Source organism: Streptomyces sp. ISL-100 (assembly GCF_018614615.1).
Taxonomy (GTDB): domain Bacteria; phylum Actinomycetota; class Actinomycetes; order Streptomycetales; family Streptomycetaceae; genus Streptomyces.
The window spans coordinates 30091-48890 of the sequence record NZ_JAGGOK010000008.1 but is presented as its reverse complement, the minus strand read 5'-3'; the positions used below and the strand labels follow the sequence as shown (position 1 = coordinate 48890).

Annotated in this window: 19 protein-coding genes and 1 other RNA gene; 11 read left to right on the top strand and 9 right to left on the bottom strand. The window is 69.0% G+C overall.

The annotated features are described in order from the left end of the window. Positions 1–66: 66 nt before the first annotated feature. Complete coding sequence (locus J7E89_RS04640) at positions 67–1536, top strand: RNB domain-containing ribonuclease (protein ID WP_214968676.1); 1470 nt, start codon at positions 67–69, stop codon at positions 1534–1536. Here J7E89_RS04640 and J7E89_RS04635 read toward each other — a convergent pair. Beyond that, entirely contained in the window at positions 1487–2302 is an 816-nt protein-coding gene (locus J7E89_RS04635) for a hypothetical protein (RefSeq protein WP_214968674.1), read from the bottom strand. The genes J7E89_RS04640 and J7E89_RS04635 overlap by 50 nt on opposite strands. After that, complete coding sequence (locus J7E89_RS04630) at positions 2299–3048, bottom strand: MerR family transcriptional regulator (protein WP_214968671.1); 750 nt, start codon at positions 3046–3048, stop codon at positions 2299–2301. The genes J7E89_RS04635 and J7E89_RS04630 overlap by 4 nt, the downstream gene beginning before the upstream one ends. Before the next feature lie 76 nt (positions 3049–3124). Here J7E89_RS04630 and rnpB point away from each other — a divergent pair. Beyond that, an RNA gene (rnpB, locus tag J7E89_RS04625) (RNase P RNA component class A) lies at positions 3125–3526 on the top strand. 474 nt (positions 3527–4000) lie between these two features. On the opposite strand, the gene J7E89_RS04620 is transcribed toward rnpB, so the two are convergent. From J7E89_RS04620 to J7E89_RS04615, 3 genes are all read right to left on the bottom strand, one after another. Further along, complete coding sequence (locus tag J7E89_RS04620; protein ID WP_214968669.1) at positions 4001–5242, bottom strand: tyrosine-type recombinase/integrase; 1242 nt, start codon at positions 5240–5242, stop codon at positions 4001–4003. Between the two features lie 164 nt (positions 5243–5406). Continuing rightward, on the bottom strand, positions 5407–5538 hold the full coding sequence (locus tag J7E89_RS41735) for a hypothetical protein (RefSeq protein WP_285439197.1): 132 nt from the start codon (positions 5536–5538) through the stop codon (positions 5407–5409). Positions 5539–5816: 278 nt separating this feature from the next. Further along, positions 5817–6053: a hypothetical protein gene (locus J7E89_RS04615; protein WP_214968666.1), complete on the bottom strand. Its 237-nt coding sequence runs from the start codon at positions 6051–6053 to the stop codon at positions 5817–5819. A 243-nt stretch (positions 6054–6296) separates the two neighbouring features. On the opposite strand from J7E89_RS04615, the gene J7E89_RS04610 reads away from it, so the two are divergent. From J7E89_RS04610 to J7E89_RS04600, 3 genes are read left to right on the top strand one after another with little or no spacing between them, the layout of a single operon-like run. Further along, a complete protein-coding gene (locus J7E89_RS04610; RefSeq protein ID WP_214968664.1) occupies positions 6297–6965 on the top strand; it encodes an RNA polymerase sigma factor in 669 nt (222 codons plus the stop codon). Then, the gene (locus J7E89_RS04605; protein WP_214968662.1) at positions 6949–7338 is read left to right on the top strand and encodes a hypothetical protein; all 390 of its coding nucleotides are present in this window, start codon (positions 6949–6951) and stop codon (positions 7336–7338) included. Before J7E89_RS04610 ends, J7E89_RS04605 begins: the two co-directional genes overlap by 17 nt. A 40-nt stretch (positions 7339–7378) precedes the next feature. Continuing rightward, positions 7379–8977 (top strand): hypothetical protein, encoded by a 1599-nt coding sequence (locus tag J7E89_RS04600; protein WP_214968660.1) that lies wholly within the window; start codon positions 7379–7381, stop codon positions 8975–8977. Between the two features lie 52 nt (positions 8978–9029). Here the strand turns inward: J7E89_RS04600 and J7E89_RS04595 are convergent, their stop codons facing one another. From J7E89_RS04595 to J7E89_RS04580, 4 genes are all read right to left on the bottom strand, one after another. After that, on the bottom strand, positions 9030–9467 hold the full coding sequence (locus tag J7E89_RS04595) for a single-stranded DNA-binding protein (RefSeq protein WP_374196781.1): 438 nt from the start codon (positions 9465–9467) through the stop codon (positions 9030–9032). Between the two features lie 64 nt (positions 9468–9531). Continuing rightward, positions 9532–10581, bottom strand: a complete 1050-nt coding sequence (locus J7E89_RS04590) for a peptidoglycan-binding protein (RefSeq protein WP_214968658.1) — start codon at positions 10579–10581, stop codon at positions 9532–9534. Positions 10582–10672: 91 nt separating this feature from the next. Beyond that, positions 10673–11317, bottom strand: coding sequence for a hypothetical protein (locus J7E89_RS04585; RefSeq protein WP_214968656.1), 645 nt, complete (start codon positions 11315–11317; stop codon positions 10673–10675). Between the two features lie 11 nt (positions 11318–11328). Further along, positions 11329–11970 carry a ParB N-terminal domain-containing protein gene (locus tag J7E89_RS04580; protein ID WP_214968654.1) on the bottom strand — a complete coding sequence of 214 codons (642 nt, stop codon included), beginning with the start codon at positions 11968–11970 and terminating at the stop codon, positions 11329–11331. A gap of 476 nt (positions 11971–12446) precedes the next feature. On the opposite strand from J7E89_RS04580, the gene J7E89_RS04575 reads away from it, so the two are divergent. From J7E89_RS04575 to J7E89_RS04550, 6 genes are all read left to right on the top strand, one after another. Next, positions 12447–13031, top strand: a complete 585-nt coding sequence (locus J7E89_RS04575) for a hypothetical protein (protein WP_214968652.1) — start codon at positions 12447–12449, stop codon at positions 13029–13031. 69 nt (positions 13032–13100) lie between these two features. Then, the gene (locus J7E89_RS04570) at positions 13101–13391 is read left to right on the top strand and encodes a hypothetical protein (RefSeq protein WP_214968650.1); all 291 of its coding nucleotides are present in this window, start codon (positions 13101–13103) and stop codon (positions 13389–13391) included. After that, entirely contained in the window at positions 13388–14395 is a 1008-nt protein-coding gene (locus tag J7E89_RS04565) for a hypothetical protein (protein ID WP_214968647.1), read from the top strand. The genes J7E89_RS04570 and J7E89_RS04565 overlap by 4 nt, the downstream gene beginning before the upstream one ends. Positions 14396–14415: 20 nt before the next feature. After that, the gene (locus J7E89_RS04560; RefSeq protein ID WP_214968645.1) at positions 14416–15216 is read left to right on the top strand and encodes a hypothetical protein; all 801 of its coding nucleotides are present in this window, start codon (positions 14416–14418) and stop codon (positions 15214–15216) included. Positions 15217–15357: 141 nt separating this feature from the next. Beyond that, the gene (locus J7E89_RS04555; protein WP_214968642.1) at positions 15358–16368 is read left to right on the top strand and encodes a spore coat CotO family protein; all 1011 of its coding nucleotides are present in this window, start codon (positions 15358–15360) and stop codon (positions 16366–16368) included. Positions 16369–16719: 351 nt separating this feature from the next. After that, positions 16720–18336, top strand: coding sequence for an ATP-binding protein (locus tag J7E89_RS04550; RefSeq protein ID WP_214968639.1), 1617 nt, complete (start codon positions 16720–16722; stop codon positions 18334–18336). Positions 18337–18800 lie beyond the last annotated feature (464 nt).

Here is an 18800-nt window from a genome sequence, read left to right as displayed (position 1 = left end):
CAGTGAAACGCCAGGGTAAGCGGATCCCGCCGTGCCGCCCGGCCCCACCCGGCCTACGCTCGGACCATGCCCCGCCGCCATATCCATGTGACCGGTGCACCGGAGGCTCCGCTCCGGGCAGCCCTGCGTGCGCTGCGGACCACGCTCGATGTGCGGGACGAGTTCCCGGCCGACGTCCTCGCGGAAGCGGAACAGGCCGCGAAGGCGCCCCGGCTGCCCGCGTACGACGCGACCGGCATCCCGCTGTTCACGATTGATCCGCCGGGTTCCGTCGACCTGGACCAGGCGATGCACCTGACCCGCCGCGAGGGCGGCGGTTACCGCGTGCACTACGCGATCGCGGACGTGGCCGCCTTCGTCGCACCGGGCGGTGCGATCGACGCCGAGGCGCACCGCAGGGTGATGACCCTGTACTTCCCGGACGGGAAGGTTCCGTTGCACCCGCCGCAGTTGTCCGAGGGCGCCGCGAGCCTGCTCCCCGACCAGACGTGCCCCGCCCTCCTGTGGCGCATCGACCTCGACGCGCACGGTCGTGTCGAGGTGGTCGACGTGCGCCGGGCGCTCGTCCGCAGCCGGGCCAGGTTCGACTACTCCGGCGTCCAGCAGCAGATCGACGCGGGCACCGCCGAGGAGCCGGTGGCGCTGCTCCGCGACATCGGGCTGCTGCGGGAGAGGCTGGAGCGCGAGCGCGGCGGGATCTCGCTGAACGTACCGGAGCAGGAGATCGTGGAGCACGGCGACTCGTACTTCCTCGGCTTCCGCGCCCCGCTGCCCGCCGACGGCTGGAACGCCCAGATCTCCCTCCTCACCGGCATGGCCGCCGCCACAGTGATGCTTGGGCAGCCTCCGGCTGAGGGCATGACCGCCACCGGCACCGGCATCCTGCGCACCCTGCCCGCCGCCCCCTTCGGCGAGGTGGCGCGCCTGCGCCGGTCCGCGAAGGCGCTGCGCATCGAGTGGCCGCATCACACGTCGTACGCCGAGATCGTCCGTTCCCTGGACCCGACGAAGGCCGCGCACGCCGCGTTCCTCCAGGAGTGCACGACGCTGCTGCGCGGCGCGGGCTACACCGTCTTCACGAATGGCGAGGTGCCTGTCCCCGCCGTCCACGCGGCGGTCGCCGCCCCGTACACGCACTGCACCGCCCCGCTGCGCCGCCTCGTCGACCGCTACGCGGGCGAGCTGTGCGTCGCCGCCGTCGCGGGCGAGGAGCCGCCGCAGTGGGTACGGGAGGCACTGCCCGGCCTCCCGGCGGAGATGGCGCTGGGGACGCGGCGGGCGGGAACAGTCGAGCGCGAGTGCGTCGACATTGTCGAGGCGGCGCTGCTCAAGGACCGGGTGGGCGAACTGTTCAACGCCCATGTGGTCGATGTGCAGGAGCGCGACCGGGCCGTCGGCGTCGTTCACCTGGAAGACGTGGCGGTCGTCGGCCGTGTGGAGGGCGGCGACGGGGATCTCCCGCTGGGGGAGCGGATCAGGGTACGGCTCACGCAGGCGGACCCGGGGTCGGCGAAGGTGGTGTTCGCCCCCGCGTGACGGCGGCGACGAGCGCGACCGGGTCGTCGGCGTGGAAGCGTACGACCCGCGCCTCGCGGCGCGCCCCGAGCGGCCGGAGGTAGGCGACGGGCCGGGTCAGTTCCAGCCGCACGCTCGTCTGCCCGCCCACGCCAAGGCCGAGGACGCCGGTCTCCTTGGCGTCGGTGTAGCGGCGTTCGACGCGTACGGTCCCTATCGCGGCAGCCGGCACGCGGACGTCGTAGAACCCGCCGTACCGGATCCGCAGCGACCCGTCCGTGCCGACAACATGCGGCCGGGTCACGCAGCCGGCGTGCAGGCCGAGGATCTGGACGATCGTGTAGACGTCCAGGAACAGCACGATCTGGTGCACCAGCGGCCACGGAATAAGCAGCGCCAGCATCACGGTCTCGACGACGGCGACGAAGAGGAGCCCGTACATCATCGCTGTCTGCGGCCCGGTGTACGGCGCCGCGTAGGCCCCCGGCCCGACCCCGTGCCGCCGCCGTGCCACCCACAGCGCGAGGCTGTGCAGCGCCCGCAGCTCGTGCCCGACGAGCCGCACTGCCCGCACCGGGGCGGCGGCCCGCACCGCCGCCCAGCCCCCACCGACGTACAGCCGCCACACGCGAAGCGCCTGCCACACCAGCGCCGCGAGCACCAGTACCTCGGCTGCGACGATCACCGCACGGGGCACGTCAATGCCGGCCAGCAGGCAGGCAACCAGCGCGAGTTCGGCCGCCAGGACGAAGGCCGCCGCAGCGCGCCCCCTCACCGCTGCCCTCACCGCCGCATCCTGTCCGCGAGCAGCTCCATCACCCGTCGTACGACCGCGGCCTGGGCAGGAGCGAAGTCCGCGAGCATGGCTTCGCCGTACGCACCCGCGGCGGCGACGGGCCCCTCTGCCGGGATCGCCGCGACCACCGCGTCCGGGACGGCCGCCGCGAGCGCGTCGGCGAGCGGCCCGATCCGGGGGTCGTCGCGTGAGGCCTCGGCAAGCTCGTCGAGGCGCTCGTACAACGCCACCACCTGCGGGTCCCGGGTCAGCGGAGCCATCGCCTCCAGGATCCGCTCGCTCTCCTCACCACCGGCCAGCAGCGTCAGATGCTCCCGGTCCTTGGCAGCCGACGGCGAATCGGTGACCGGCAGCCCGCCCAGCAGCTCGGCCAGCGCGGGCGGGACGGGCCCCTCGGCGGGCAGCGTCCCGGCCTTGGCCTGTGCCAGCAGCCCCGCCAGCCGTTCGCGCCGACGCCGGATTTCTGCCTCCTGCCGGGCGAGGTCCGCGTCGAGCTCGTGCAGTACGACGGCGAGTTCGGCCCCGGCGTCGTCGGCCAGGACGTCCCGTACTTCGTCGAGGCCGAGTCCGAGTTCGGTCAGCCGCTTGATCCGGGCCAGGATGACGGCATGCCGCACCCCGTACACGCGATAGCCGTTGGCCAGCCGCGGGGGCTCGGGCAGCAGGCCCTGGTGGTGGTAGTGCCGCACAGCCCGGGTGGTGACCCCGGCGAGGGCGGCGAGTTCTCCGATCCGCATGGGGCCAGTAGAAACCCTGACGCTGCGGCAAGGTCAACCACGCCGGCCTGGCGGGTAGCATGGTCGGCACGGCAGACGAGCCGGGCGGACGGCCGCGTGGAGATCTTCGGATCTTCCCGAGGAACGTCCGGGCTCCACAGGGCAAGGTGGTGGCTAACGGCCACCCGGGGTGACCCGCGGGACAGTGCCACAGAAAACAGACCGCCGGGGACCTCGGTCCTCGGTAAGGGTGAAACGGTGGTGTAAGAGACCACCAGCGCCTGAGGTGACTCAGGCGGCTAGGTAAACCCCACCTGGAGCAAGGTCAAGAGAGGTCGTCGCAAGACGGCCTTGCGCGGACGATCGAGGGCTGCCCGCCCGAGTCCGCGGGTAGACCGCACGAGGCCGGCGGCAACGCCGGTCCTAGATGGATGGCCGTCTCCCCGGCCGCCGCGAGGCGACCGGGCGACAGAACCCGGCGTACAGGCCGACTCGTCCTGCCGGAAGGGGCCTCTGGCCAGCTTAATTGCTGGTCAGGGGCCCTTTCGCATACCCGCAGAGGGCTATCCCAGACCCCGGTACGTACGGGCTGAAACGGGTCCGTGTGGCTACGTACGTAGCCATCAGAGTAGCCACGGGGCCAGGGCGCTGCGGATGGCGACGATGGGGCCTGACCTGCGACAAAAGCTCTCTGTCCTGGGCCATCCAGTTGATGCCGCCACGGTGGCCGAGCAGGGTTCGAAGCCCTGGCCAGCCTGTACCCCTTTGCCTGCCCCATTTGAGAGCAAGCGTCAACGACGTGGCGCGCATCACCTGATCCGGTGGTCCTTGAGGGCGCCGGCGCGGAGGCGAGACCAGCGAGCCGAGAAACGCAGAAGCGGGGCTGAGGCCCGTGTTCGGCCTCAGCCCCGCTATCGAGGGGGCTCCCTGGCTGCCGCTGCCACGAGGGGCAGCGAGCACGGGGGTCAGTTCGTCATGCCGCCGCGACGTGCACTGGCGACGGCTTCGGCCGCGCAGTCAGGCTCGCGGCTACCGCTCCGTGGGTGTCGGCGTGATCCCGCAGGAGGTGGCTGTACGTGCGGCGCAGCTCCTCGACGGAGTCGCCCACCCACGCGGCCACGGTGTGCTCGGGGATCTTATTCTGGAGGCACGTGGAGATGAAGGTGTGCCGCAGATCATGGAAGGTCGGAAGGTTGCCCTCCTCGTCCTTGATGCCCAGTTTCAACAGTGCGGGCTTCCACACGCCGTCGTTGAAGTGGTTCCGGCAGTTGAGGTTCTTGCGCGGCGTCCAGAACAACGCCCGCACCGTGCCGCGCTTGCAGTCGTCCATCTTCTTCTTGTGTTCCCACAGGATGTTTTCCGTGCTCCGCGGCGGGTGACGCTTCATGTACTCCTCCAGGACTTCCTGGAGGTACGGAGGTATCGGCACCGACTTCGTGTACAGGCGTGGGCTCGTCTTGAGTCGGTCTACGACGGTGGGGCGGTAGCGCGTCTCCTTGGTCCTGAGTACCTGTCGCCGAACGGTGAGCAGCCTGTTGTCGAGGTCTATGACGTCGTCGCACACACCAAGAGCCTCGGCCTGCCGGAGGCCGCAGGCGAAGCCCAGCATGGGGATCGGCCGGTACTGCTCGGGGAACTCGTCGTAGAGCGCCCAGCACTCCTCCGCACTGAAGACGTATGAGGTCGACTCGCCGACGTAGGGCCCGTCAACCTCGTAGGAGGGATTGGCGTTGATCTTCCCGTTCTGGAGCGCGTCCTTGATGATCATCTTGAAGACTTTCCAATGGCCCTCTGCGGTGGAGTTGGCGAGCTTCGGATTCGCTTCCATCTCCTGAACCCACGCTTCGACCTGGGCCTTCTTGATGGTGCGCAGGCGTTGGTTGCCCCAGCGCGGGTTGAGGTGGAGACGTATAGCCGTCTCGTAGCTGCTGACGCTGATCTCTTTCGCGCGGCGCCTGCTGAGCCAGTCGGCTGCCCACTGCTTGAAGGTGAGGTTCGTTTCGACGGGCTCCGGCTCCACGCCTGGAGTCATGCCGTCGAGGACGGCCTGCGCCTGGGCCCTGGTCAGCCCGACGGACTCGGGGATCGTCGCGCGCGTGCGGTTGCCCTCGTCGTTCGTGCGGTTGTAGGACCAACTATGTCCACAGCCGCCCTTCTTGGGCCTGTTCTGGTCGGGGCAGTCGCACCGCTTGTAGACAGTGGGCTTGCGTGCCACGGGACGCCTTTCGCGATCTTGATCGGTTCGTAGATGACTCCCTGGCCAGGGGAGTTGGACTTTACGTAGGCGCAGCCATGGCTGGTCAAGCCTTCATGTGGGGGTGGCGCCGTCGGCGATCCGCCTTCAATTTGCTGCGATAAACGCCCGGCCGGCGCGCCGATTCACTGCGTGCGGGCGTCGAGCCATGCCTCGAAATCGCGCTCCCGGACGCGGAGAATGCGATCGCTGATGCGCACGACGGGGATATCCCAAGTCCTGTAGTTATCGAGGACCGTGCGCTTTGTGAGTTCCATGCGATCGGCAATCGTCTCGAAACTCAGCAATACGTTGGAGCCACCGCGAGGCATTTTCGTCCTTGTCCACTCGTAGGTGTCCCCCGGCGTTCCGGCCGGACGGAGCCGGTTGTGTTCAGTCCGGCACCGGTACGTACGTGGATCAGCGAAATCTGTTACACCCCGGTCGGGGGCCGCCGAGCTGGAGGGCGCGGTGAGGCGGCGGCGGAGCAGGGGCCCGGTCCGGTCGCGTGGCTGGCGGGCATCCTCTTGCGGAACGTGTCGCGTGTGCGTGGGTGCTACTGCTGGAGTCCCAGCGCGCGGGTGCGCGGGCGGCGCGGGCCGGGGTAGATCCGCATGACCTGCTGTGCGGGCCCCTTGCCCCGGGATCGCAAGATGCCGCGTCGACGGCCGACACGGGCGAGGGTGGCGGCCGTGCTCTCGTCGACTTCGGCGTGCTGTGCGGCAACGCTGAGCGAGATCCACTCCTCGAAGGGCAGTCGCATCAGTGCGTGGTCGGTGGCACTCGAGGGCATGGCGGTGAGCCTTTCGGTCGGGGTCAGGGCGCCGGGTTGCTCTCCCGGCGTGTGCTGCACCGTATAGCACAGCGTGCGTCGACAGGTATCGCTAACCCGTTCGACTGAGTCCGTAAATGACCGGTTATCCTGCCTCAACGTCGCCGCGGAAGATGATCCTCCTCCTGTGGGGAAGCGGTGGAGGTCGCGCTCAGGTGACGTTTGCAAGATCAGCGCGGTATCGGCACTTGGGGGAAGCGCGCCGTGACAGACATTGTGGAAGCCCTGGTCACACGCGCCGCAGCAGGCGGGCCAGACGGGGCCGATGCCATCGCGGCGTTGTACGACGAGCTCAACGACACCGTCTACAACTGGGTCCGCTTCTACATCCGGGACGCTCACGTTGCAGAGGACCTGAGCCAGGAGGTCTGGCTCAAGCTCGCCCAGAACGTCAGCATGTACCGGCCCGGTACGAACTTCCACGGGTGGCTGAGGACGATCACGAAGAACACAGCCCTCGACTACCTGCGGTCGGTGCAGCGCCGACCATCCGAGGTGCTGTATGCCGATCACCTCGAACTCGACCGGCCACGCATCGGCCAGGGGCCCGAGGAGTACGCCGAGCGGCAAGCCCTCGCCGAAGCCGTGGCGGCCCACCTACACAAGCTCCGGCCTCAGCAGCAGCAAGTCCTGATCCTGCGCTTTTTCGACGGGGAAAGTCCTGGGCGTACCGCGGAGATCATGGGGAAGACGGACGGTGCTGTGCGTACATTGACGGTACGGTCATTGCGCAGGCTTGCCGAGGTCATGCCAGCTGGGGAGTCTTCCTCACAACTGGTCGAGGAACTGCTGACGGCGGCTGTGGGCAGAAACAGAGTTGTCGGTACACGGGTTGAATCACGAGAGGGTAGAGCGCATGTCGCGACGCGCTGACCAGAGCGAGCGTCTGGAGAGGGCGCTGGACGGCGGTCCTATCCCTCACGACGAGGAGACCCAGCGGATGCTGGCCGCCGCGGGATCGCTGGAGCCCGGGAACCGTCGCAACCCCGCGCGTGTGCGTGCCACCAAGGAAGCGATGCTCCGGGCGTACGAGCACGCCCAGAACCCGCCCGAGACCCGGGATGACGCCGGGACGGACGATGGTCTGGATGAGCCGGAGATCCACCGTCAAGAGATCGACCTGCCCGGCGGCGGCCACCTTGTCCTCACCGACATCGAAGCCATCACCCCGGAGCGGGCCGAGAAGACGGCCGCACGCATCGCGCGCATTCTGCAGAGCAGTGAAGAGAAAGATCGCCTGAGTTGACCAGTGCCATATCTGGTGGCATGACCGTGGGGAAGCGGTCGTGACTTCCTCCCTGCCGCCTATCAAGATCCACGTCCTTGGTCCGGACGCCCATGATGACGACGTTCCGCTCACCGACGTGGGTGTGGTCAATCTCGACGGCGAACGCCACCTGTTCCTGAGCCCGCAGAGCTTCAATTCGGCGGTGCGACAGGTCAGCTCAGCCATGCCCGACCTGCCCATAGAGCAGGTGGAGCGCTTGGTGCGTGATCACTGCGACTTCCGGGACTTCGACGAGCTGCTGGCACCGCCCGCCGAGCCCGCCCCGCCCGTCGACTTGCCGCCGCCTCCGCATGAGCCGACAGCCGCCCCCGCACGAGCGGGCGGCGGCCGCGCGAAGAAGTGGGCCATCGCTGCGGCCCTGCTGCCGGCGTTCGTTGGGACATGGGCACTGGGCCATGCCACCGGTGAAGATCAGGCACCGACCGCGGCCAGCACCCCAGACGTGAGTCCAGACGCGGCGAACGCTCCCGTCGGAGACAAGAACCTGGGGCCGGAGCCGTTCACTGCCCGCGACTTCATGGATTTCTCCGATGCGGGCAGGATCGACTGCAACCCCATCGACAACCTTGAAGCCGAGTGCACCGACTCCGATGGCATGGTGATGGCCACCAAAGCGGCTACCGGCCCGGACAGCACTATCTTCACGTTCAGCTATGGGGCTGAGCGCCTGGGGCTGCGGATCTTCGGAGACGGCGAATATGCCGAGACGTGGAGCAAGCAGGACGGCTCCCGGGAGCTGTACCCGAACATGGTTCGCTCCGGCCGGTACGTCCTATGGGGCACGGACAAGGGCCGACTGAATGAATACCTGGATCTGCTCAAGCAAGGGCTGGTGAAGAAGGCGACCCAGGCGCAGGCGAACACCGTGAGCTTTGCCGAGCCGCTGCCGCCCCGCCTGGCTGCGCTCACCTTGGGGACGCTCGGGCTCGACGAGTCCGACGTGAACACGATCCTGTTCTCCCCGCAGGACGCGCCGGTCGACGCGCCGGTACTGATGGCGGCCCAGGCTGTACTGGGCGTCGGCGGAGGGAGCGCACCTACCGGCGATCCAGGCGCCGAGGACATCGTCGCGCTGGCCGCGGGGCTGGAGCTTCCGCCCGCCGAGAGCAACGAAGGGGAATCGAGCGCGCACACCGGGGATGGCGCCGGCAGCGTGGTCGTGGTCACTGATCCGGCGCCCGCAGCGTCGACTGGCGGTACCTCGACGACACCCCCGGCCACCGACCCGAGCCCCACGCCAGACCCCAAGCCGTCCGGGGACGGCCAGACGCAGGAGCCGGTTGATCCGCCCGAGCCGGAGACGCCCGCGACTCCGGACCCGAAGCCGGAGGAGCCGAAGCCCACCGAGCCGGAGACTCCGCCGGTGCTGCCCGGCCCGCCTCCGGTCGACCCGGCGCCGCCGGTCACCACCCCCGTGCCGCCGATCGTCACTGATCCGCCGGCACCGCCCCAGGAGCCGGACCCGGCAGAACCGCAACCGCCAGCACAGGACGACGGGACTGGGGAGCCGCCCACCACCGGCGAACAGAAGCCCTCGGGCGACGTCGGCGACGGCCAGTTGGCCCTGCCATACGCCTGGATCGCACCGGCCGCGTAAGACGACGCGCCGCGCAGGAGACACCCTGCGCGGCGCGCTCGTTTCTGGCCGGTCAGAACGGAGGCTCGGTGGCCCACTGGTCATCGGCCACGGGACGCCCGGCCCCGTTAGGGTTCGGGCGCTGTCCACCGGTCTTCGTGACCTTGGCGGTCGCGTTCTTCAGGCTCACGCCGACGTCCTCGACGTCGAGTTCGTACACGGTGCGTCGGACGCCTTCTCGGTCGTCGTAGGAGCGCTGCTTGAGGCGGCCCTGCACGATGATGCGGGTGCCGCGGCTCAGCGACTCGGCGACATTTTCCGCAGCTTGCCGCCACACCGCACAGGTCAGGAAAAGGCTTTCGCCGTCCTTCCACTCGTTGCTCTGCCGGTCGAAGGTGCGCGGGGTCGAGGCGACGCGGAATTTCGCCACGGCGGCGCCGGAGGGGGTAAAGCGGAGTTCGGGGTCGTCGACCAGGTTGCCGATCAGGGTGATGACGGTCTCGCCTGCCACAGGAGCGGGGCCTTTCAAGGTTGCTGGTCGGCCCGCGTTGTGGCGGGCCGACCAGGGAGCAGGATCAGGAGAACAGCAGGCGCCAGGTGAGCGACCCGGGGATGCCGTCCGGGTCACCGCTCAGCTCCTTGCGGGAGCGCTGGTAGTCGGCGACGTTCTTGCGGTCCGCGTCCGACCACTTCGGGCCCGGCCCGGAGGTGTAGTGGCGGCCGAAGCCCTTCTTCACGAGCTGCGTTCCGAGCAGGGTGATATGCGAGTTGTTCTTGCCCGGCCCGAAGTAGGAGGCGCCGGGGAACGGCGGCATGGGCTTGGCGGTCACCTTGCCGGGCAGGGCGCCGAGGAGCCGTTTCAACGAGTCCTCACCGGGGACACCGTCAGCTGCCTTGCCGCTGTACCCCAGCGACTTCTGGAAGTCGCGGTAGTTCTCGGTGTCGACATCCGTCCAGGTCGGGCCGGGCCCGGAGGTGTAGTGACGGCCGAAGCCGCGCTTGACCAGGGCCTCGCCGACCTGGGTCACATGCGCGCCCTTGGCCCCGTACCCGTACGTCAGGCCGTTGATGGTGGCCTGGTAGCGGGTGACGGACGACCCACCCCCGGCGCCGGTGGAGCCGCCGGGGTCCGGCGCGGGCTTGTAGTCCCCGGCCGGCATCCCCGCCTTGACCCACGCGTAGAGCTTGGTGCCGGGGCAGGCCGTGGCGAAACCGTCCTTGTGGCCGCGCTTGGCGAGGGAGCGTCCCGTCTTCTTGCACGCCTCCTCGTACAGGGCGCGGCACGCTGCGAGCGCCTTGGCGCTGGGCTCCTGGCTGCCGCCGGCGGCGATCTGGACGCCGATCCCGGACACGTTGTGGTTCGGGCAGTGGGCGCCCTGGAGCGACCAGCCGCGGCCCTCGTAGACGTTGCCCTGCTGGTCGACGACGAAGTTGTAGCCGACGCCCGCCCAGCCCTGCCCCATGTGCTCGGCCTCGATGGCGCGCATGATCGAGTAGCCGGTGCGGGTGATGGGGGTGCCGCCGTCGTAGTGGACGAAGAACTCCGTACGGCGGCTGAGGGAGATGGCGGCCGGGGTGCCGTTCCAGGGCTTCGCGCCCCACTGGGAGCGGGTGATGATCTGCATGGGTGGTGCCCTCCGGTGACTGTGGTCAGGGAGGGGGCACCGTGCAGGGCTACCGGGGTTAGTGTCGCGTGCTGCCCTCTGGAGGCGCTGATCAGCCGTCGATCACCTCAGCGTCGACGACGCTGCCGTCCTCCAGCTCCGGCGGGTCGGGGTACTGCACCGCGAACAGCGTCTGGTTCAGCCGCTCAGCGAGCGCACCAAGGTCCACTCGCTCCTCCTGGGCTGTGTCGCCACTATCCAGACCGGTGATCTCGACGGCGATGGCAGCGTCCTTGCCGTAGTGATGGCGGTGCTGTCGTTCCAGGTACCAGGCGTCCGCACGCCAGTCCGGTGCCGTGCGGTCCTCAGTGACCTCCTCGACGATCTGTCCGGTCTCCGGATCACGGAACTTCCGGGTGGTGACCTTGGTGACGATCCCGCCGTCGGCCACGCGCCTGACGTTGGCCATGGCGCGGGCAGCGGCCATCGCGCGGGCCGTGCGGACCTTCTCGAACAGCTCGACGTACGGGTCTTCATCCCGGCTCGGACTCTGCCCGTCCTCCCGGGCGGTCACCTCGGCACGGCCGCGGGCCATCCACCGGCGGTAGGTGGCGCTCGAGATGCCGGCGGCTTCGGCGGCGAGTTCGATAGCGATGCCGGTGCGGGCGGCGACGATGATGCGGCCCTCGACCTCTTCGGTCAGCAGGCTGCGCCGTCCGCCCTTGTTGACGCTGCGTGCTTTGCGGCGGAGTGACATAGGGCGGCTCCTCATCGTCCGGGCGTGAACATGTGGCCGCAGGCCGGGCAGTTGGCCAGGCGTGCACGTCCCTCGTCGTCTGGGCTGAGACCGTCGCCGCCCAGGTCCTCGTCTCGGTCGTCGGGCAGGTGCAGCGCGGGCGCCTGGTTCTCGTTGACGGCGCAGGGCAGTGTCTCGGGATCGACTTGGCGCAGAAGGCTCTCCAACTCGTCCTCGGGGATGGCGAGAGAGTCGAACAGCTCGGCATCAGCCGTCACGATGTCTTCGAGGTAGGTGGCCAGAGAGCGCGGCTGCCACCCGCCGTCTGCACCGATCTTGTTGAGCTTGATGTTCAGGGCCTTGGCCTCGGTATCGGACCGGGAGGCCCAGCCGCGTTGGACGGGGACGAGCCACCCGCCGTCGTTGTCCAGGAGAATCCCGTCCGGGAGCGAGGCGCCGCGTGACTGTATCTCGATGAGGGCTTCACGACGGCCATGTCCACCGAGGATGGTGCTGGTGCGTTCGTCGGCGATGGGCTGGTCGACGAAGCCGTGCGTCGTGATGCTCTCGATGATCCGTTCGACCTCGTGGCGCTTCGGGTTTCCGGGGGCAGGGGTGAGGTCAGTTAGCGGCACGTAGGTGGTGTAGCGGGGCGCGGGCACGGTCTCGGTCACGACAGTCCTTCCGGAGGTTCGGAGTGCCGGCGGCGGGGGCGGTCTGCGAGCCCGCGGACTTCAACCGCGGCGCCCCGCCTCGCAAGCGGGGCAGGCCGTCATGGCCGGGCTGCTCCCGCCGCCGGGCCGGTGGCGCCTTCGTTCCGGATGGGGCGACACCGGGGCCAGCCGCTCCTGGTGACGTCACCAAGGGCGGCAGGGCCGAGCGGAACGTAGGGGGCGCGGCAGCTTTGTGTCGCGACGTCAGTCCGGCATCAGGGCGGGTGATGTGCCGTGATCGGTGAGTTCCCGTGCGAGCACAGACACCAGCCGACGCGTGCTGTACTATTCATTGTGGCTGGGAGAGCAACCCAGCTGCCTGGGCCTAGGTGTCACAGATTTCGCCGATCGACGTACTTACAGGCGACGCCCTCTGCACCCCGCCCAGGACAGACCCGAAAAGCCCTGGGCTACGCCTTGGGTGAGAAAGGACCCGCATGTCGTACGACGACGTCGACCAGACGCCGGAGCCCGCCCTGTCCTTGGGGGACGCCGCACTCCTCTCGGTCTTCGCCAAGCTGTTCAAAGACCAGGTCGTCCCCGCGATCGACGAGAAGATCGCCGCTGTGAAGGGTCCGCTCCTCGCCGCCTACGACAACCCCGAGAGCAGCACGAAGTCCATCGACGCCAAGGTCGACGGCATGGCTGTCGCCACCCACACGGTGGCCATCTCCAAGGACAAGTACGCAGTTGGCGACGAGGAGGCGTTCACCGCCTTCGCCGAAGACAGGGGCGAGGTCGAGGTCATCATCCGCGCCCGGCCCGCGTTCCAGGACGCGATGCTCAAGCGCGCCAAGTACGACAAGGCGACAGACGCCATCGTCGACAGGCTCACCGGCGAGTTGATCCCCGGCATCATCCGCATCCCCGGCGGCAAGCCGACCGGCTCCGTGTCCCTGCGCTGGAAGGACGGCGGCCAGGAGGCCGTCATGGAGGCGTTCCACAAGGGAGAGCTCGACAGTCTGCTGCGCGGTGTGCCCATGCTCCCCGCCACTCCCGCCCGCGAGCCCGAGCAGCAGTAGCCCGCGCGCTGTCGAACGACCGGCCCGGCTGCTCCTCGGCAGCCGGGCCCCTCCCCCAAGGACCCCACCTTGTCCAGCAGAACCGTTGACATCGCCCCCGCGCTCGGCGGAAAGCTCTCCGACCGCGCCTTTCGCCTGTACTGCTACCTCGTCCTGTTCGGCCAGGACTGGGTCACCGTCCAGGACGCCGCCGACGCGTGCAGCCTGACCAACCACCAGGCCCGCGAACCGCTCTCCGAACTGCGAGAGGCGGGCATGGTCGAGTCCCGGCGCGTGTACGAGATGGGCTCCCACGGCCGCAAGACCTGGCACACCCACTTCCGCCTGCAGCACGAGACGGCGAACGAGGCAGCAGCGTGACCAACCGCAACGCGCTGCGCCGCAACCGCCGCCACCTTTTCGTCCAGATTGAATCCAGCACCGCCCGCGACACCCGTCTCAGCTACCGCGCCCTTGGCGTGCTGACCTTCTGCCTCGACCAGTCCGACAGCTGGAACGTCCGCTCCGAGCAGCTTTCACGCGGCGAAGGGCGCGAGGGGCGCGATGCCGTGCGCAAGGCCCTCCACGAACTCGCCGCGAACGGCTACTACCGCCTTGAGCGACGCCGCTTCCTCGACGGCACGACGGGCATGGGCGCCGCCGTCAGCGAGTACCCCGTAGAGCAGTGGGCCAAGGACTATGTCATTTTCGGCAACAAGCTGGACATCCCCGTCGTCGAGCAAAAGGGCGGCTCTTTCTGCGTCCGTTACGCCGACGGCAGCTTGGGCACCGATGGCTTCGCGTCCAACCTGGATGCTCCCGAGCCCGCCGCGCCCGAGTCGGACGCAAGCGCCGAAGAGCCCGCCCCGCAGCCGGAGAAGAAGGAACGGCGAGCCACCCCGCCGGCCGCCGCCCGCTCCGCCGCGCGGAAGAAGGCTGAACACGAGGCGAAGGCCCCGGCCCCAGTTGCGACGCCGGTTGAAGAGGAGCAGGCGCCGAAGGAGAAGACTCCTGCTCAGGAGGTCGCAGGCTGGTACTACGACCATGCCAAGCAGCACCTCGGCCCGTACGCGGGCAGCAAGAAGTCCGGGTGGTACTTCGGACTCGTCAAGCTCAGCGAACAGGCCCTGGACGCGCAGTACACGCAGAAGCAGGTAGCCAAGGCGTTCCAGCGCACCGGCGTCCACTTCCCGACGGCGCACCAGTTCCAACGCGCCCTGAGCGACGAGCGGAACAACAAGCCGATGCCCGCCCAGTACGGCGGACGGCCCGCCCCCTACAGCGACGCAGCGACCTGGGGCATCCATGGCTCGGCAGGTCCTTCGACCCCGACCGTCACCGAAGACATCGACGAAGACGCCGAGTTCGGCATCGTCCCGGCCTGACACGAAGAGGAGAACGAGCGGTGAGTGCCATGACAGCAGAACGCTTCATCCCCGAGCGGGAACCGAAGCGACTGTTCGAGGTCACCGGCCGTCTGCTGGCGACCCTGCGACGAGGAGGCGCCGACCTCTCTCAACTCGGCATACCTGCCATGCCCGACCAAGAAGATGACCTTGAACTGTGGGAGGACGTTTCCGTGCCCAAGGCCAACGCCCGCGCCCTCGCGTGGACCAACAGCATGAAGGCCGCCGACCATGACGACTACCTGAAGTGGCGGTTCGCCGACCTCGACGACTACCAGCGCCCCCAGGCGCTGGGCGGCTGGCTCGACTCGCTCATCGAGGCCAAGAGGAAGAAGGCCCGACCCAGCGCAATGCACTTCATCGTGTCCGGGAACATCGGCTCTGGAAAGACCACGATGGTTGCCGCGCTCGGCAACGAAGCCGCGAACCGGGGCCTGCTCGTTCGGCTCGTGCAGCACTCCACGTACCTGACCTGGCGGCGTCCCGACGGCGGCCCCGACGGCCTGAGCCGCTACGAGATCAGGAAGCGACACGTCGAAGATCCGGACCTGCTGATCCTGGATGAGCTGTGCGGCGAAATGGACGGCGTACAGACCGAGTTCGTGCGACGCGAGACGACTGACCTTGTCGGCTCCCGGCTCGCCTCCGGCCGCCCGACGGCCTTCTCCACCAACCTCAAGCGCGACGGGATCGCGACCATCCTCGGTGAACGGCTGCTGTCGCGGATCGAGGACCGCGCCTACCTGGCGAAGGTCGTCGGCCCGGACCGCCGCGCCCCGCGCAAGGCGCTCGATTGGTGAACCCGCCCGCCCGCAACCGGTGATGGAGGGTGCGGACGGAACAAGAGCAGCGCGACAGCGGGCCGACGCTATATCGTTTGGGCAACCCGAGGACCGACGAGCATAGGTCCCTCGGGAAGACCCGAACGAAAGGGACGTGTCTTGCCCAAGTTGCCTACCATTCGCGCCATTACGCAGGGCGAGCGGGAGTTGCGAGATTGGCACCGCAACATCCGGATCGGAGCCGCAGCCGCGGGCTTCGGGATGATGCTCGCCTCCCTCTACCAACTCCACTGGGCCGGAACACTCATCGGCTTCCCCGGGTTCGCCGCCGGGGCGATGGCCGGTTCGCTCGAACTGCTCCTCGCCTTCAACGCCGGGGCGGTCACCTCCATTCGGAAGCGCAAGCCCGACGGCACGGAGGGCCGCTACTACTGGTCGCTGTGGTGCATCTTCGCGTTCCTGCTGCTGATCTCCATCGCCGCCAACGTCGGGCACGCCGTGGTAGCGCTGTCGGAATGGTTCAGTGCCGGCCGCGCCCCGTCCGTCATGGCCCAGAACGAGATGGTCGTGTACGTCATCGGCGGCGCTGTCGCCGCGATGGTGCCGCTCGGTGGGTCCTTCGGTCTGCACATATCTGGGTTCGTCCGTGCACGGGGCGCGGGCTCCGACTGGGTCGACGCCGACGGCACCGGCGCTTTGCTCGACACCGCCGCCCCCACGGCCGTGCCACAGCAGCAGCGGAAGGCCGTCGTCGTACCGCGCCCGGCGACGAAGGCCCCCGCTCAGCCCCACGCTTCCGCGCCCGCCCCGGTCTCGCTGGAGAAGCCGGAGGCCCCGGCGGTGGAGCAGCGGGACGAAGAGGCGATGTCGTCACCGGCAGAACCGCAGGAGACGGCGAAGATCGAGCCCGTGCAGGTCGTCTCCGAAGAGGAGCTGTACGCGATCTACAAGGCCGCCAGGGAAGCCAACGAGGAACATCGCTTCGGCCCCCGCGGGGATCTCAACCCCACTCAGCTCGGACGTCGGCTGGGACAGAGCCCGCAGAACGGCCGGAAGAACGTCGGCCCGCGCTTCGACTCCCGCTACCGCGCCGAGGAGCAGGAGAGGCGTGGCGACGGCGTAGACATGGACGGCCTTGCGGCCAGTAACGAGACAGCTCAGGCATCCTGACCCTCCGCACCTCGCACGACTCGCGGCGGGCGCCCCTCACCGGGGTGCCCGCCGCTGGCACGATCGGACCCCTCCATGAAGACCAGTGCGCGTATGGCGGAGCGCGCCGGCCACAGCGTTCGACGGCGCCGAAGGTGACGCGCGGGTCCTGGACCACTGGCACCGGCCTCACCGCGAGGACGCTGGTCCGGCCGTCGATAATCCGGTGTCCGACCTGCTCCAAGCGGATTGATTCTCAGCCAGGAACCGCTAAAATAATACAGCGCGCGTCAGGGCGCGAAGTTAAGGCCCTGAACGCCGCAGCATCCGGGAGAGCAACCCGGAAGACCCGAAGCGAAAGGCCCAAGTTCCGTGGCTGGAATCATCGCGCCCCAGCGCACCCGCAAGAGCCGGAAGCCCACCGGCAAGCCCAACCCGCCGATCATCCTGCTCACCGGTCCGGAAAAGTCCGGCAAGAGCTACGAGGCCGCCCGCGGCTCCGGCTCCGAGCTGATCGGCACGACCTACTGGATCGAGGTCGGTGGTACCGAGGGCTCCGCCGACTACTACGGCCGCGTTCCCGGCGCCGCCTACGAGATTGTCACGCACGACGGCTCTTTCCAGGACATCCTTGACGCGATCCGCTGGGTGAACCACCAACTCCGCGTCGACGGCAAGCCGAACATGCTGGTCATCGACTCCATGACCTCCCTGTGGGACATGCTCTGCGACGAGATCGCCATGTACGCCCGCAACCGCGCCATCGCGAAAGCGCAGCGAAACCGGTCCCGCATCCCCACCCTCGACGACCCGGTCGTCATCGACTCCGACCTGTGGAACCGCGCCAAGGACCGCTGGGGTGAAATCCTGTGGCTGCTCCGCCGCCACCAGGGCCCGTGCCTGCTGCTCGCCCGCACGGAGATCGTCACCGCCTTCGAGAACGACAAGCCCACGAGGAACACCACCCGGAAGGTCAAGGCGGAGAAGAACCTGCCCGCCGCCGTCGACGCGATCGTGGACCTCCATGCCATCGGCGAAGCGTGGCTCACCGGCGTGCGCACCCTGCACATGGACATCAAGCCCGGCGAGAGTCAGCGCTTCCACGACTTCACCGTGGACACCCTGCTGCGCCGCCTCGGTCTCCAGGACGCCACCGAGTCCCGCTCCACCTCCGAACTCCGTCCCGACGCCACCTTGCAGGAATCGGGCCAGCAGCCGCAGCAGCCCGCTGTACGACAGGCCGCACGCCCGGCCCCGGCGCTGACCGGCGAGCAGGCCGCCAAGCTCATCCGGGACGCTCTCATGCACCCCACCGACCCGGAGAACGCTCTGCGCGAGCTGCGCGAGGAACACGGCCGCCGCACCCTCAATGAGGTGAAGACGGACACCGGGTGGGGCGTGATGAGCGCCGACGACCTGATCACCAAGTCCCTCGACCACCTCAAGACCAAGGCCGAGCAGGCGGAGGACGGCCAAGGCGAGAAGAGCCCCACCGACACCTCGTCCCGCCAGCCCGGCAACAAGGAGGAGACCAGCCACACCGGCGGCGACGAACCGGACCGGATCGGCGAGGGCACTCCGCCGCCGCCCCCGGACCCGGCCACCGAGCCGCACGTCCCCGAGGAGCCCGAGGACGTCAGCGAAGCCGAGGAGCCGCAGGACCTGCCCCGACCGCGCCCCGCCCCGTCGAAGGGAGTCAACAAGGTCATGGCCGTACTGCTCACCGAAGCGGAGATCCAGGCGCGCATCCTGGGCATGACGATGGACGAACACCTGGAGGCGATCTCCGACCCCCGTAGCGAAGGGACGCCGCCGCCGATGACGAAGCTGCGCTCGTACGTCATCGAGAACCGCCCCGTGGTGATCGGCTTGCTGGAGGAGCGAGGCGAGCGCGACATCGCCAACGCTTACCGCCTCGCGGGCAAGCCGGAACTCAAGATCGCCGCCATGTTCGCGACGCTCTACACCGACCTCCTCACCGCCGCGTGAGGTGACGTGAGGTGACGCGCCCAGCGCGCGCCTGATCCGGCCGAAGACCGGGATGGGGCGCGCCCGCCACAGCACGTCACGTCACCTCCCGAAGGCGCGCCCGCACGAACCAGCCACCGCGCAGGCGCGCCTTCCCCGTGCTGAGGAGCGCGCCCCTCGCGCGCGCGAGAGGCGCGCCAGGCAAAGACGTGGCGCGCCTCTCGTAGCAGGCCGAGCGCGCCACGCGCCACCCAAGCGGAGCGCGCCACCGTACGCGCGCGCCACCCCGGGGCGCGCCCGCGCCTCGAAGGCGCGCCCCACGACGCCCCTCGCTCGCCGGTAACGAGCCGTCCTGCGGCGCGCCCCGCGCCCCCGGGCGCGCGCTACTCAGGGGCGCGCCACCCGCTGACCTGCGCATTCGACGGGCGCGCCTTCTCGCGCGCCACCCGATGCGCCTCCCTTGACGCGCCGCCGAGTGGAAACGA

Coding starts and splice junctions, on each gene's coding strand:
- J7E89_RS04640 (WP_214968676.1), top strand. CDS start 67: ATGCCCCGCCGCCATATCCATGTGACCGGTGCACCGGAGGCTCCGCTC.
- J7E89_RS04630 (WP_214968671.1), bottom strand. CDS start 3,048: ATGCGGATCGGAGAACTCGCCGCCCTCGCCGGGGTCACCACCCGGGCT.
- J7E89_RS41735 (WP_285439197.1), bottom strand. CDS start 5,538: ATGGAACTCACAAAGCGCACGGTCCTCGATAACTACAGGACTTGGGAT.
- J7E89_RS04615 (WP_214968666.1), bottom strand. CDS start 6,053: ATGCCCTCGAGTGCCACCGACCACGCACTGATGCGACTGCCCTTCGAG.
- J7E89_RS04605 (WP_214968662.1), top strand. CDS start 6,949: ATGTCGCGACGCGCTGACCAGAGCGAGCGTCTGGAGAGGGCGCTGGAC.
- J7E89_RS04590 (WP_214968658.1), bottom strand. CDS start 10,581: ATGCAGATCATCACCCGCTCCCAGTGGGGCGCGAAGCCCTGGAACGGC.
- J7E89_RS04585 (WP_214968656.1), bottom strand. CDS start 11,317: ATGTCACTCCGCCGCAAAGCACGCAGCGTCAACAAGGGCGGACGGCGC.
- J7E89_RS04575 (WP_214968652.1), top strand. CDS start 12,447: ATGTCGTACGACGACGTCGACCAGACGCCGGAGCCCGCCCTGTCCTTG.